Genomic DNA, 12,656 nt, shown 5'->3' with positions numbered 1-12,656 from the left:
CCTCGCCTCACATCCCCTCCAGCCACCCCACAGCGTCCTCCACGTCGTGCAGCTCGGCGACACCGTTTCCGGCCGGCCGCTCCACCATCACCACCGGCAGGCCGAGCCGGCGCGCGGCCTCCAGCTTGGAGTCGGTGGCGCGTCCGCCGCTGTTCTTGCTGACGACCACCTCCACCCCCTCCCCCCGCATCAGCGCCAGTTCGCTCTCGACGGTGAACGGCCCGCGGTCGAGGATCAGGCTCATGCGCGGCAGGGCCGGCATCGGATCGGGCGGGTCGACGGCACGGATCAGGTAGCGCTTGTCCGGCATTGCCTCGAAGGCCGCGACCTCCTGCCGGCCGATGGTCAGGAACACGGTGTCGCCCAGGCCGCGCAAAGCCAGCGCCGCGGCCGCCATGTCCGTCACGCCGATCCAGCGGTCGCCCGGCCCCGTTACCCAGGCCGGACGGGTCAGGAGGCGCAGCGGCACGCCGGCCCGCGCGCAGGCCACGGCGGCATTGGCGGAGATCTGCGCCGCGAAAGGGTGGGTCGCGTCGATCACAGCCTCTATGCCCTCGGCGCGCAGATAACCGGCCAGCCCCTCCACCCCGCCGAAGCCGCCGATGCGGGTCGGCAGCGGCGGCAGCACCGGGTTCTTCGTGCGACCGGCCAGCGAGACGCAGGCGTCGATGCGCGGATGGCCGGCCAGCCGTTTGGCCAGCGCCGTCGCCTCCGTCGTGCCGCCCAGGATCAGTATTTTGACCGTCAGCGCCTTGACCATCTCCCCCTCCCCACCCGTCAGGATCGGCGCCATGGATAGCATGGGAACGACCCGCTGGCTCACCATCGTCGGCATCGGCGAGGATGGCTGGGACGGTTTGTCGCCCGCCGCCCGCGCCGCGGTGGAGAGTGCGGCCATCCTCCATGGCGGCAGTCGTCACCTCGATCTCGTGCCGGTCGTTGCGGGACAGGAACGGCTGGCCTGGCCGTCGCCGATGACCGATGCCTTCCCTGGCCTGCTCAGCATGCGCGGCCAGCGGGTCTGCGTGCTGGCGAGCGGCGATCCGTCCTGGTACGGCGTCGGCGCCACCCTGTCGCGACTCGTTCCGGCTGCGGAAATGACGTTGATTCCGGCGGCCTCCGCCTTCAGCCTCGCCGCATCCCGGCTGGGCTGGCCCTTGCAGGACTGCCGCTGCCTGACCGTTCACGGCCGCCCGCTGGAGCAGGTCGTTCCGCATCTGCAACCCAACGCCAAGCTGCTGCTTCTTTCCTGGGACGGAACGACCCCGGCGAAGCTGGCCGCCCTGCTGCGCGCCCGCGGCTTCGGCGCCTCGCGCCTGATGGTTCTGGAGGCGATGGGCGGCCCGCGCGAGGCCCGGCTGGAGGCCACCGCCGACGGCTGGACCGCCGAGCGCACCGCCGATCTCAACACCATCGCGCTCGACTGCGTCGCCGCCCCCGATGCCCGCATCCTGCCGCTGGCCCCCGGCCTGCCCGACGACTGGTTCGAGCATGACGGCCAGATCACCAAGCGCGAGGTGCGCGCCGTCACCCTGTCCTTCCTCGCGCCCCGCCGCGGGGAACTGCTGTGGGACGTTGGCGCCGGGTCGGGCTCGATCGGCATCGAATGGATGCTGCGCGACCCGGCCAACCGAGCCATCGCCGTCGAACACCACCCGGAGCGGATTGCCCGCATCCTGACCAACGCCGCCACCTTCGGCGTGCCCGGCCTGACGCTGGCACGCGGCAAGGCCCCGGCTACACTGGAGGGTCTGGAGCGGCCGGACGCCATCTTCATCGGCGGCGGGCTGACCGCGGATGGCCTGCTGGCCGCCTGCTGGGACGCCCTGCCCTCCGGCGGCCGGATCGCCGCCAATGCAGTGACGCTGGAAAGCGAGGCCGTGCTGTTCGACGCCCACAAACGGCTGGGCGGCGAGCTGACCCAGATTTCGGTGGCCCGCGCCTCGGCGGTCGGCGGCTTCCGCGGCTGGCGCGCATCGATGCCGGTGACGCTGTGGCGGGCCGAAAAGCCTTGTGCAGAAAAACCTTGCGCAGAAAAGCCGTACCGGGAGGACACATGGACCGCCTGACTCCCGACGCCCTGCTGTTCGGTCCCGTCTTTGTCGGGCTGGGCTGCCGCCGCGGCTGCGGTTGGGAGGAGATCGCCACTCTGGTCGCCGACGCCTTCGACGAAGCGGCGCTGCCCGATGCCGCGCGCCAGTTGGCGGCGCTGGCAGCCCCGGCGATGAAGGCCGACGAGGCAGGGTTGGCCGAAGCCGCCCGCGCGCTCGGCCTGCCGCTGCGCTTCATCGAGGAGGACGCGATGCTGGCGGCACAGGACCGTGTCCACACCCGCTCCTCCACCGTGCTGGCCGCGGTCGGGCTGGCCTCGGTGGCAGAAGCCGCGGCACTGGCCGCCGCCGGGCCGGGATCGCGCCTGCTGCTGCCGCGCCGCTCCACCCCCCGCGCCACCGTGGCGCTCGCCCTGCCTGCCATCGTCCTGTCGGAGACCCGTTCATGACCGTCCATTTCATCGGTGCCGGACCGGGCGCTCCCGACCTGCTGACGCTCCGCGGCCGCGACCTGATCGCCCGCTGCCCGGTCTGCCTCTATGCCGGCTCCCTGGTCCCGAAGGAGATCATTGCCCACGCACCGGCCGATGCGCGCATCATCGACACCGCGCCCTTGACGCTGGAAGAGATCGTCGCCGAGTTCCAGGCCGCCCATGCCGCCGGCCAGGATGTGGCACGGCTGCATTCCGGCGACCTGTCGGTCTACAGCGCCTTGGGCGAGCAGACCCGCGCGCTGCGGGAGCTGGGCATCCCCTACAGCATCACCCCCGGCGTGCCGGCCTTCGCCGCCGCATCGGCCGCGCTGGGGCGGGAGCTGACCCTGCCGGAGGTCAGCCAAACACTGATCCTGACCCGCACCGAGGGCCGCGCCTCGGCGATGCCGGCGAACGAGACGCTGGAGGTGCTGGGCGCCTCAGGCGCCACGCTGGCGGTCCACCTGTCGATCCACGTCATCGACCGGGTGGTGGAGCGGCTGACCCCGCTCTACGGCGCCGACTGCCCGGCGGCGGTGGTCTACCGCGCCACCTGGCCGGACGAGCGGGTGCTGCGCGGCACGCTGGCCGACATCGCCGCCCAGGTCGCCGCCTCACCGATGGAACGCACCGCGCTGATCCTGGTCGGCCCGGCGCTGGGCCATGAGGAGTTCCGCTGCAGCGCGCTCTATGACGGTAGCCATGTGAGGCGCTATCGGGGGCTGGGCCAGGAGTTGGGCCAGGAGTTGGGGGAGTGAGCCTCGCCGACGATGCGCCCCTGGCGGTCGGTGACCAGCACCTCGACCGCGACCGGCGCATCCTCCAGCACCTCCTGCGCGGCGCGGCGCGCCAGCTCGGCCACATGGTCGGCCAGCGGCAGACCGGCGGCGTCCGCCATGCCCAGCACCTGCGCCGCGGTGTTGGCGCCGCGCGCCTGCGCGACCAGCTCCGGCCCGGCTCCAAGATCCGCCAGCCGGTCGGCCAGCCAGTCGAAATCGACAGCATGGCGCTTGCTGTGCAAATCCATCAGCCCGCGCGCCAGCTTGCCGAACTTGGCGAAGCCGCCGCACAGCGTCAGGCGCGGAATCGGGTGCCGGCGCAGATACTTCAGCGTGCCGCCGACGAAATCGCCCATGTCGAGCAGAGCCTGCTCCGGCAGGCCATAGCGCGCCACCACCGCCTTTTCCGACAGGTCGCCGGTGCAGGCCGCGACATGGGGCAGCCCGGCCGCCCGCGCCACATCGACGCCGCGCTGAATCGAGGCGATCCATGCCGCGCAGGAATAGGGCACGACGATCCCCGTGGTTCCCAGGATCGACAGCCCGCCGAGAATGCCGAGCCGCCCGTTCATGGTGCGCTTGGCAAGCTGCTCGCCATTCTCCACCCCGACCTCGACCACCAGATCGGCCGGCTGGCCGGCGGCGCCCGCCGCCTCCCCCACCGCCTGAGCGATCATGCGGCGCGGCACCGGGTTGATCGCCGGCTCGCCGACCGGCAGCGGCAGGCCGGGCAAGGTCACGGTGCCGACGCCGGGACCGGCGCGGAAAGTCACGCCGCTGCAGGGCGCACCGCGCCACACCCGCGCCCGCACCAGCGCGCCATGGGTCACGTCGGGATCGTCGCCGGCATCCTTGATTATGCCGGCCATGGCCCAGGGTTCGCCCGGGGAGCCGTCCGTCCCCTCCCCCCGTTCGGTCACGGCCAGGGCGAAGGCCGGGGCCTGGCCGCCGGGCAGGGTCACCGTCACCGGGTCGGGGAACTCCCCGCCGAACAGGGCATCCGCCGCCGCCCGCGCCGCGGCGGTGGCGCAGGTTCCCGTCGTCCAGCCGCGGCGCAAGGGTGTAGCATCCTCCGCACCGCCTTCCGTCTTCTCCGACCCTGAGTCCGCGTTCATGTCGTTTGAGTCGTCCATTCCCGAAAGCGTCCTGGTTCCCTTCGCCCCCGGCAGCGTCTGGCTGGCCGGCTCCGGCCCCGGCGACCCCGGCCTGTTGACCCTGCTGGCCCTGCAAGGTCTAAGGCAAGCCGATGTCATCGTCCATGACGCGCTCGTCAACGAACGGATCATGGCGCTCGCCAGCCCATCGGCAAGGCTGGAGTTCGCCGGAAAGCGCGGCGGCCGGCCCTCCGCCCATCAGGACGACATCACCAACCGCCTGATCGAGCTGGCGAAGGAGGGGCACCGCGTCCTGCGGCTGAAAGGCGGCGACCCCTTCGTCTTCGGCCGCGGCGGCGAGGAGGCGCAGGCGCTGGCGGCTGAGCGCATCCCCTTCCGCATCGTCCCCGGCATCACGTCGGGCATCGCCGGCCCGGCCTATGCCGGCATCCCGGCGACCCACCGCGACACCAACCAGGCGGTGATCCTGGCGACCGGCCATTCGCTGGGCGGCGGGCCGGATTGGCGGGCGCTGGCCGCCACCAAGGCGCCGCTGATCCTCTATATGGGGTGGAAGGCGCTGCCGACCATCGCGGCGGAGCTGATGGCCGGCGGCCTGTCCGCCGACACCCCCGTCGGCGTGGTGACGGAGGCGACGACCGCCAACCAGAAGAGCCTCGTCACCAGCCTCGGCACCTGCGTCGCCGATCTGGCGGCGAGCGGGCTGGAGCCGCCGGCCATCATCGTGATCGGCGAGGTGGTACGGCTGCACCCGGCGCTGGACTGGCTGCCGGCCCAGACGGCGCTGCACCATGGCTAATGGCCTGATCATCGCGGCACCGGCCTCGGGCACCGGCAAGACGACGTTGACACTCGGCCTGCTGGCGGCGCTCCGCGCCCGCGGCGTGGCGGTGGGGGCGGTGAAGTCGGGGCCGGACTACATCGACCCGGCCTTCCACCGCGCCGCCACCGGCCGGCCCAGCGTCAATCTCGACAGCTGGGCGATGGGGCCGGATTTGCTGGACGGGCTGGCCGCCCGTGCCGCCGAGGGCGCCGATCTGCTGGTCTGCGAAGCGCTGATGGGCCTGTTCGACGGCGTTGCCGGCGTCGGGGCCACCGGCACCGGCTCGACGGCGGAGATCGCAGCGCGCACCGGCTGGCCGGTGCTGCTGGTGGTGAACGCCAAAGGCCAGTCGCAGTCGGCCGCCGCCTTGGTCAAGGGCTTCGCCACCTACCGCGACGACGTGACCATCGGCGGCGTCGTGCTGAACAATGTCGGCAGTCCGCGCCACACAGCACTGGCCGGCGGCGCCGTCGAGGCGCTGGGCATCCCGGTCCTGGGCTCCCTGCCGCGCGCGCCGGATCTCAGCCTGCCCGAGCGCCATCTCGGGCTCGTCCAGGCTGACGAGACGGAGGGGCTGTCCGACCGGTTGGAGGCACTCGGCCGCTTCATCGCCGAGCATGTCGACATCGACCGTGTCGTTGCGCTCGCCAAGCCGTCCATAGCCGGGCGCGGCAGCGATGCCCCTGCCCTGCCGCCGCCGGGCCAGCGCATCGCCATCGCGCGGGATGCCGCTTTCACCTTCGTCTATCCCCACCTGACCGCCGGCTGGCAGGCGGCGGGCGCGGAACTGCTCTTCTTCTCGCCGCTGGCCGATGAGGCGCCGCCGCCGGACGCGGACGCCGTCTATCTGCCCGGCGGCTATCCGGAGCTGCATGCCGGCCGCCTCGCCGCCAACACCATCTTCCGCGACGGCCTGCGCGCGGCAGCGGAGCGGGTGCCGGTCTATGGCGAATGCGGCGGCTACATGGTGATGGGCGAAACGCTGGAGGATGCCGATGGCGTCACCCACAAGATGACCGGGCTGCTGGGGGTGCGCACCTCCTTCGCCAAGCGGCGGCTGCATCTGGGCTATCGCCGGGCGTCGCTGCTGGCCGACGGACCGCTGGGAGAGGCAGGATCGCTGCTGATGGGGCATGAGTTCCATTACGCCTCCACCCTGTCCCGCGGCGACGACGCGCCGCTGCTCGCCGCGACGGCGGCGGACGGCAGCGACCTGGGCGCGCTCGGCAGCCGGCGCGGGCGGGCGTTGGGCTCCTTCGTCCATCTGATCGCGCGGGGGTGACGATGGAGGAGGATTTCACCGCGGAGGAGCGCGACGCGCTCTACAAGGCGATCTTCTCACGCCGCGACGTGCGCGGCCAGTTCCGCCCCGACCCGGTCCCGGACGAGGTGCTGACCCGCATCCTGCTGGCCGCCCACCATGCGCCGTCGGTCGGCTTCATGCAGCCCTGGAACTTCATCGTCATCACCGATCCGCAGGTGAAATCCCGCATCCACGCCGACTTCGCCAGCGCCAACGAAGAGGCGGAGGCGATGTTCGACGGCGAGCGACGCAGCCTCTACAGCCGCCTGAAGCTGGAGGGCATCCGCGAGGCACCGGTGAACCTGTGCATCACTTGCGACCGCGAGCGCTCCGGCCCGGTGGTGCTGGGCCGCACCCACATGCCGGCGATGGACCTCTACAGCTGCGTCTGCGCCGTGCAGAACCTGTGGCTGGCCGCGAGGGCGGAAGGGCTCGGGGTCGGCTGGGTCAGCATTTTGCACGAGGAGGCGCTGAGGGAAGCGCTCGGCATCCCGGAGCGGATCGTGCCGATCGCCTATCTCTGCCTCGGCCACGTCACCCATTTCGAAGCGACGCCGGAGTTGGAAACCAAGGGCTGGCGCAAGCGCCTGCCCTTGGAGGAACTGGTGTTCAGGGACCGGTGGCAGGGAGGGAGATAACGCGCGCCAGAAACGCGTCCTCCGGCCCCGCTGTCATCGTCGGCCGCGCCGCCAGCAAAAGTTGCAGCAGTGCGGTGTGCAGATCGGTGCAAGCCGACAGATCGACGCGCGGCGCCGCCGTCGCCTCCAGCCATTCGGCAAGCGGCAGGGCGTCCTCGACGGTGCAGGCGGCCTCGAAGCGGGCGAGGTCGGCGTCATAACGGATCGGCATCACAACAGCTCCCGCAGATCGAGCACCAGGATCAGCCGGCCGTCGCCCAGCACCGCCGTGCCGGCATAGCCGCGTAAGCCCCGCAGAACCCCGCTCATCGGACGCAGCACCACGTCGGCACGCTCGCCGACATCGTCCACCGCCACGGCGACCGGCCCGTCGCCCAGTTCGGCGAGCACGACGCAGTCGGCCCTGCCCTCCCGCCCGCCCCCATGCCCGTGCCCGTCATCGGGGGGCTGGCCCAGCAGGCGTCGCAGGCGGACCAGCGGCACCACCCGGTCGCGCAGCACGACGCTTTCCGCCCGCTTCACCCCGCGGATCTCGGCACGCGGCACCCGCTGGACGCCGCCGACCACCGCCACCGGGATGCCGTAGAAGGATCCCGCCGCCTCCACCACCACAACCCGGGTGATGCTGAGCGTCAGCGGCAGCGACAGCCGCACCCGCGTGCCGCTGCCGGGGGTCGAGGCGATCTCCACCCGGCCGCCGGCCCGTTCCACCGCCGCACGCACCGCATCCATGCCGACCCCGCGGCCCGACAGGTCGGATACGCTGCCGGCGGTGCTGAAGCCGGGGGCGAAGACCAGCCGCACGGCCTCGTCGTCGCCGAGCGCCGCGGCGGCATCCGGGGCGAGCAACCCCTTGGCGACGGCGGCCTTGCGCATCGCCGCCGGGTCGATGCCGGCGCCGTCGTCCGACACCTCCACCACCACCCCGCCCTTGTCCTGGAAGGCATGGACCCGCAAGGTGCCGCCCGGTGGCTTGCCCGACGCGGCCCGGCGCTCCGGCGCTTCGATGCCGTGGTCGATTGCGTTGCGCACCAGATGCAGCAACGGCTCGCCCAGCACGTCGAGGATGTCCTTGTCGGCCTCCGTCTCCGCCCCGTCCAGCACCAGCTCGACCGTCTTGTCCAGCCGGCGGGCGGTGTCGCGCACCAGCCGGGGCAGCGGATCGAACACGCGGGCAAGCGGCAGCAGCCGCAGGCGCAGCGCCGCATGGCGCAGGTCGCCGACCAGGCTGTCCAGCCGGGCGGAGAAGGCCTTCATGTCGCGCGTCAGCTCGCCGTCCCCGACGCGACGGACCAGCGGTTCCAACTGCCCCTTCACCACCGACAGCTCGCCGACCAGCGCCATCAGCGCGTCCATCCGCTCCGGCTCCACCCGCAGGGCACGGCGCGGGGAGGCGGGCCGCGCCTCGGCAGCGGCGGGTTTTTCCGCAGGGTCCTTTTCCGGAGGCCCGTCGGCCAGGAAGCGGCGCAACGTCCTGGAATCGACGCAGGCCGCCGCCACGACGGCCCGGTCGGCCGACCGGCCCAGCGCGGTCAGGATCGCGGTGACCGCACGCGTCACCGCGGCGTTGCGGGATTGGCGTTCGGCAGCGCTGCCGGGCAGATCGAGAATGCGCGCCTGCTCCTCCAGCATCGCCGCCGCCAGCGAGCCCGGCGGCGCCATGGTGATCGGCTTGGCGGAGGGCGGTGCCGCGGGGGGCGCCGCAGCAGGCATCAGTGTGACGCTGCCGATCCGCACCTGATCGGGAACGCTGCGGAAGGCCGGCGCCACCGCCTCCACCCCGGCCCCGCTCAGCGCGCGGAAGCGCAGCAGGCAGCGGTAGGGGTCCAACTGCGCCAGGGGCGGCAGCGGCTCGGCCGGCTCGATCCGGAGCCACCGCAGGTCGGGGACCCGCCGGAACAGGGCCAGCGGATCGTCGCCGGTGAAGAAGCAGTCCGGATCGGGCCTGTAGTCGATGGCGGTCAGCACGCCGCCGGCCACCCCAACCGCCTCCCGGTCCTCGCCGGCCAGCGCCGCCACCCAGGGGAAGGCGTCCGTCTCCCCGGCGGCCTCGCCGCCACCGGCCGCCCCCTCCGCAGACACCCCGGACAGCCCGCGGACCAGCGTCTCCGATGCCTGCGCCGCGTCGGCGGGCAGGGCGCCGGTGTCCTCCAGCGCCGCCACCCAGCGGGCGCACTGGTCGAGCGCGCGGAACAGCCGGTCGGCCAGCTCCGGCGTCATGCCGCGCCGGCCGTCGCGCAGCAGCGACAGCGTGTCCTCCCCGACATGGACCAGCCGGGTGAAGGGCGCCATGTCGAACAGGCCGCTCGCCCCCTTCAGCGTGTGGAAGGCGCGGAACAGCTCGTCCACCGACGCGCGGTCGGCGGGATCGCGCTCCAGTGCCAGAAGCGCGCCGCCGGCCGTCTCCAGCAGCTCCTGCGCCTCGACGACGAACTGGTCGAACAGCTCGCTCATGGCACGCCCTCCGTGGTGAGAGGTTGCCCTGTCAGCAGCCGCGCCGCTTCCACCAGCACCTCCGGCCGCGGCGGCTTGACGATGTACCAGTTGGCACCGGCCAACAGGGCCTGTTCGCGGTCGCTGTCCTTCGATTCGGTGCTGATCATGATGGCCGGCACGTCGCGCAGCGCCGGATCGCGGCGCAGGACGCGCAGCATGGTGTAGCCGTCCATCTTGCGCATGTTGACGTCGACGATCACCAGGTCGGGCACGACGGCCATGGCGCGCTCCAGCCCCTCGATGCCGTTCACCGCCTCGTCCACCACGAAGCCGGCGCCCTCCAGCACGCGGCGGCTGAAGGCGCGCACGGTCACGGCGTCGTCCACCACCAGGACGCGCGGCCCGCCGGTATGGTTCGCGCTCATGCGGCACCCCCGTCGACCGGCTTCTGGTAAAGGATGGCGTCGGGGAACCGGCGCGGCACGAACAGCGAGGACATGCGGCTCATGCTTTCCGAATGGCCGAGACAGACGAAGCCGCCCGGCGCCAGGGCATCGTGGAACATGCTCGCGGTCTCCCGTCGGCCAAGATCGTCGAAATAGATCAGCAGGTTGCGGCAAAAGATCACGTCGATCCCGCGGAAACCGCGGACCTGCTGCGGGTCGGCGAGGTTGACCAGCGAGAAATCGACCGAGTCCCGCAAATCCTCGACGATCTGCCAGCGCGGTCCCCAATCGTCGGCCGCCCCGCGCAGGGGCTGGAAATATTTGGCGCGCAGATGCGCCGGCAGCCCTTGCAGGGCGCGCTCGTCATAGATGCCTTCGCGCGCGCGCTCCAGCACCGCACTGTCGATGTCGGACGCCAGCAGCTCGATCTCGTAATCGTCCACCCGGCTCCAGTTCTCCAGCAGCATGATGGCGATGGAATAGGGCTCCTCCCCGGTGGCGCAGCCGGCCGACCAGATGCGCAGCCGCGACCCCTTCGGCCGCCCGCGCACCAGCTCGTCGAGGGCGGAATTCACCAGGCAGTCGAACTGGTATTTTTCGCGGAAGAAATAGGTCTCGTTCACCGTCATCAGGTTGACGAGCCGCTGAAGCTCCTCCCCCGACGCCTGGAAGCGCAGCAGGTTCATGTAGGCGCGCAAATCCGTCGCCCCGACCGCCTGCATGCGGGCGGCGACGCGGCGGTCGACGAAATAGCGCTTGGCCTCGGTGAAGGACAGGCCGGTGCGGTCCCGCAGGAAGCCGCACAGGGTCGCATAATCCTCCGGCGACAGGCCTTGCGGGTCGGTTTCGCTCACTCCGTTCACCGTCCGCCGAAGCTCGAACGCGCGGCATCGACGGCGAAGGCGACGAAGGCGTCGTCGGGGAAGCGGCGGGCCAGGGTCTCCAGGTTGGACAGCGCTTCCGGGCTGCCGGCCTCGGCCAGCGCCTCCACCGCGGCGAGGCCGACATTCACGTCGCGATCGCGCTCCATCACCCGTGCCAGCCAGTCGGCGCGGTCCGGATGGACGAGGCTTCCCAACCCCTGCACCGCGAAGATGCGCAGATCGGTGTCGGCATGGTCGAGCAGCGGCAGCAGCGCCGGGGCGGCGACCTCCGCCGGCATCTGCTGCAGGCTTTCCAGCGCCGCGTTGCGCAAGGCCGCATCCTCGCGGTCGAGGAAGGGGACGAGGACCGCCGCCGCCGCAGGCGTGGCGATGCGGGCAAGCGCCGTCAGGATGGCCTCGCGCACGCCGGCGTCGCCCTCCGCCTGAAGCCGGCGGGCGAGCGCCGCTTCGGCACCCGGCGGCGGGCTGTGGCCCAGCCCGTGGGCGGCATCGCGGCGGACCGCGGCGTCGGCATCCTCCAGCGCGGCCAGCGGATCGCGCACCCCCCCGGCGGCGGCCGGGGAGACCTCCGGAGCGGCCTTCTTCTTCACAAGTCCCATGGCGTCACTCCCTAGTCCTTTCGGTCCGCCGCGCGGCGGGCGACAGCCAGCGGGTCAGTTGGCCGGCGATCCGGTCCGACGGCAGCACGACGCCGGCACCGCCGCGCCGGATGAGATCCTGCGGCATGCCGAAGACCACCGCGCTGTCCTCCGATTCCGCGATGGTGCGGCCGCCGCGGGCATGAAGCTCGGCCATGGACGCCGCCCCGTCATTGCCCATGCCGGTCAGCAGCACGCCGACCAGCCGCTCCGGCGGCAGCAGCCGCATGGCGCTGGTCACCAGCCGGTCGGCGTTGGGGTGCCAGGGCCGGTCGGGCGAGGACGGCACGCAGACCGCCTGCAAGCGTCCGCCCCGCCGCGCCAGCTCCACGTCGGCACCGCCGCGGGCGATGCAGATCGTGCCCGGCTCCAGCACCGTCGCCCGCTCCACCTCCACCACGCTCAGCGCGCACATCTCGTCCAGTCGCCGCGCCAGCGTCGCGGTGAAGGCGGCCGGCATATGCTGCGCCACCACCACCGGCCAGGGGAAGCCGGCCGGCAGCAGCGGCAGGATGTCCTCCAGCGTGCTGGGCCCGCCGGTGGACACGCCGACCAGCACCACGCCCTCGACCTCGCCATCCACCGCCACGGAGGGCGCCGCCGGCGGTGCGGGCGCCACGAAATCCTCACCCGCGATGCGGGCGCGGGCCAGCCGCAGCCGTTCGCGCAGACCATGCACCCGGCGCGGGCGGGAGGATGCGGCGGCGCGCACCGTCTCCACCAGCTCCTCGCCGATGCGGCCGATGGAGCCGGCGGCCGGCTTCTGCACCGCCTCCACCGCCCCCAGCCGCAGCGCCTCCAGCGTCTCGCCCGCCCCCGCCCCGGTGAGGGCGGAGACCATGACGACCGGCTTGGGGTGCTCCACCATGATGCGGGCAAGGCAGGTCAGCCCGTCCATGCCGGGCATGGTGATGTCCAGCGTCACCACATCCGGATCGACCTCCGGCAGGCGCGCCAGCGCCTCCTCTCCCGTCGCCGCGGTCTCCACCCGGAAACCGGCCTCGACCAGCAGATCCGCGATGCGCCGGCGCATCAGCGCGGAATCGTCCACCACCAGAACCGTCAGCACG

14 protein-coding genes are annotated in these 12,656 nt (G+C 72.4%); 6 read left to right on the top strand and 8 right to left on the bottom strand.

The window, feature by feature from the left end; translation table 11 throughout:
• Nucleotides 1–7: 7 nt before the first annotated feature.
• Complete coding sequence (locus ACWPN8_RS33265; RefSeq protein WP_492243880.1) at nt 8–802, bottom strand: cobalt-precorrin-6A reductase; 795 nt, start codon at nt 800–802, stop codon at nt 8–10.
• On the opposite strand from ACWPN8_RS33265, the gene cbiE reads away from it, so the two are divergent.
• From cbiE to cobM, 3 genes are read left to right on the top strand one after another with little or no spacing between them, the layout of a single operon-like run.
• On the top strand, nt 801–2,069 hold the full coding sequence (gene cbiE, locus ACWPN8_RS33260) for a precorrin-6y C5,15-methyltransferase (decarboxylating) subunit CbiE (RefSeq protein ID WP_109450693.1): 1,269 nt from the start codon (nt 801–803) through the stop codon (nt 2,067–2,069). The genes ACWPN8_RS33265 and cbiE overlap by 2 nt on opposite strands.
• Nucleotides 2,057–2,500, top strand: a complete 444-nt coding sequence (locus ACWPN8_RS33255; protein ID WP_109450691.1) for a cobalamin biosynthesis protein — start codon at nt 2,057–2,059, stop codon at nt 2,498–2,500. The genes cbiE and ACWPN8_RS33255 overlap by 13 nt, the downstream gene beginning before the upstream one ends.
• Entirely contained in the window at nt 2,497–3,282 is a 786-nt protein-coding gene (gene cobM / locus ACWPN8_RS33250; protein ID WP_109450689.1) for a precorrin-4 C(11)-methyltransferase, read from the top strand. Before ACWPN8_RS33255 ends, cobM begins: the two co-directional genes overlap by 4 nt.
• Here cobM and ACWPN8_RS33245 read toward each other — a convergent pair.
• Nucleotides 3,237–4,418: a cobalt-precorrin-5B (C(1))-methyltransferase gene (locus tag ACWPN8_RS33245; protein ID WP_109450687.1), complete on the bottom strand. Its 1,182-nt coding sequence runs from the start codon at nt 4,416–4,418 to the stop codon at nt 3,237–3,239. The two genes, cobM and ACWPN8_RS33245, sit on opposite strands and share 46 nt — an antisense overlap.
• On the opposite strand from ACWPN8_RS33245, the gene cobA reads away from it, so the two are divergent.
• The 3 genes from cobA to bluB are packed head-to-tail and all read left to right on the top strand — an operon-like array spanning nt 4,417 to nt 7,182.
• Nucleotides 4,417–5,217 (top strand): uroporphyrinogen-III C-methyltransferase, encoded by an 801-nt coding sequence (gene cobA / locus ACWPN8_RS33240; RefSeq protein WP_492243879.1) that lies wholly within the window; start codon nt 4,417–4,419, stop codon nt 5,215–5,217. The two genes, ACWPN8_RS33245 and cobA, sit on opposite strands and share 2 nt — an antisense overlap.
• Nucleotides 5,210–6,523, top strand: coding sequence for a cobyrinic acid a,c-diamide synthase CobB (locus tag ACWPN8_RS33235; RefSeq protein ID WP_492243878.1), 1,314 nt, complete (start codon nt 5,210–5,212; stop codon nt 6,521–6,523). Before cobA ends, ACWPN8_RS33235 begins: the two co-directional genes overlap by 8 nt.
• Before the next feature lie 2 nt (nt 6,524–6,525).
• Nucleotides 6,526–7,182 carry a 5,6-dimethylbenzimidazole synthase gene (gene bluB / locus ACWPN8_RS33230; RefSeq protein WP_492243877.1) on the top strand — a complete coding sequence of 219 codons (657 nt, stop codon included), beginning with the start codon at nt 6,526–6,528 and terminating at the stop codon, nt 7,180–7,182.
• On the opposite strand, the gene ACWPN8_RS33225 is transcribed toward bluB, so the two are convergent.
• Genes ACWPN8_RS33225 through cheB form a run of 6 tightly spaced genes read right to left on the bottom strand, consistent with a single transcriptional unit; the run spans nt 7,154 to nt 12,655 of the window.
• Nucleotides 7,154–7,393 (bottom strand): hypothetical protein, encoded by a 240-nt coding sequence (locus ACWPN8_RS33225; protein WP_109050385.1) that lies wholly within the window; start codon nt 7,391–7,393, stop codon nt 7,154–7,156. The genes bluB and ACWPN8_RS33225 overlap by 29 nt on opposite strands.
• Nucleotides 7,393–9,636 carry a chemotaxis protein CheA gene (locus tag ACWPN8_RS33220; RefSeq protein ID WP_492243876.1) on the bottom strand — a complete coding sequence of 748 codons (2,244 nt, stop codon included), beginning with the start codon at nt 9,634–9,636 and terminating at the stop codon, nt 7,393–7,395. Before ACWPN8_RS33220 ends, ACWPN8_RS33225 begins: the two co-directional genes overlap by 1 nt.
• The gene (locus ACWPN8_RS33215; protein WP_109450622.1) at nt 9,633–10,043 is read right to left on the bottom strand and encodes a response regulator; all 411 of its coding nucleotides are present in this window, start codon (nt 10,041–10,043) and stop codon (nt 9,633–9,635) included. Before ACWPN8_RS33215 ends, ACWPN8_RS33220 begins: the two co-directional genes overlap by 4 nt.
• Complete coding sequence (locus tag ACWPN8_RS33210; RefSeq protein ID WP_109450620.1) at nt 10,040–10,918, bottom strand: CheR family methyltransferase; 879 nt, start codon at nt 10,916–10,918, stop codon at nt 10,040–10,042. The genes ACWPN8_RS33215 and ACWPN8_RS33210 overlap by 4 nt, the downstream gene beginning before the upstream one ends.
• A 5-nt stretch (nt 10,919–10,923) precedes the next feature.
• Entirely contained in the window at nt 10,924–11,547 is a 624-nt protein-coding gene (locus ACWPN8_RS33205; RefSeq protein ID WP_492243875.1) for a HEAT repeat domain-containing protein, read from the bottom strand.
• 4 nt (nt 11,548–11,551) lie between these two features.
• Nucleotides 11,552–12,655, bottom strand: coding sequence for a chemotaxis-specific protein-glutamate methyltransferase CheB (cheB, locus tag ACWPN8_RS33200; RefSeq protein WP_492243874.1), 1,104 nt, complete (start codon nt 12,653–12,655; stop codon nt 11,552–11,554).
• Between the last annotated feature and the right edge of the window lies 1 nt (nt 12,656).

The organism is Azospirillum sp. UENF 112521 (assembly GCF_058780665.1).
The sequence above is the reverse complement of the archived record's forward strand: the minus strand, read 5'-3'. Positions and strand labels throughout refer to the sequence as shown.